Consider the following 375-nt stretch of genomic DNA (forward strand, 5'->3'; position numbering starts at 1 on the left):
GTATAGAGCACCGCGGCCCAGCCGATGGCGTCGGGGGCGATGAAATGGCCGGCGAGGATTTCGCTCGCCAGCAATGGCAGGCAGGCGAGTGCGGCGCCGATGGCGGAAAAGGCCATCAGCGTCTTCCAATGCACGCTCGGCCTCCAGCGCAACGCGACACTGTAGCCGGCGTAGAGGAGCACGGCGACCAGCATCAATCCGTCGCCCAGACCGAGCGACAGGCCGCCGATCGAAGTCAGCGAGCCATTGGTGGCGGTCAGTCCGACGCCGAGCAAAGTGAGGGTGAAGCCGAGGATCTGAGCCGGCTTGGCGCTGATCCGGAAGAGTAGGAAATTACCGATGAAGATGAAACCGGGAATGCCGGCTTGCTCGATG

1 pseudogene is annotated in these 375 nt (G+C 63.7%); it reads right to left on the reverse strand.

From position 1 onward, the window contains the following. Positions 1-375: pseudogene (locus tag AC1D0P_RS31850) on the reverse strand (EamA family transporter); the annotation flags it as partial.

Source organism: Polaromonas sp. P1_G2, from assembly GCF_056405515.1.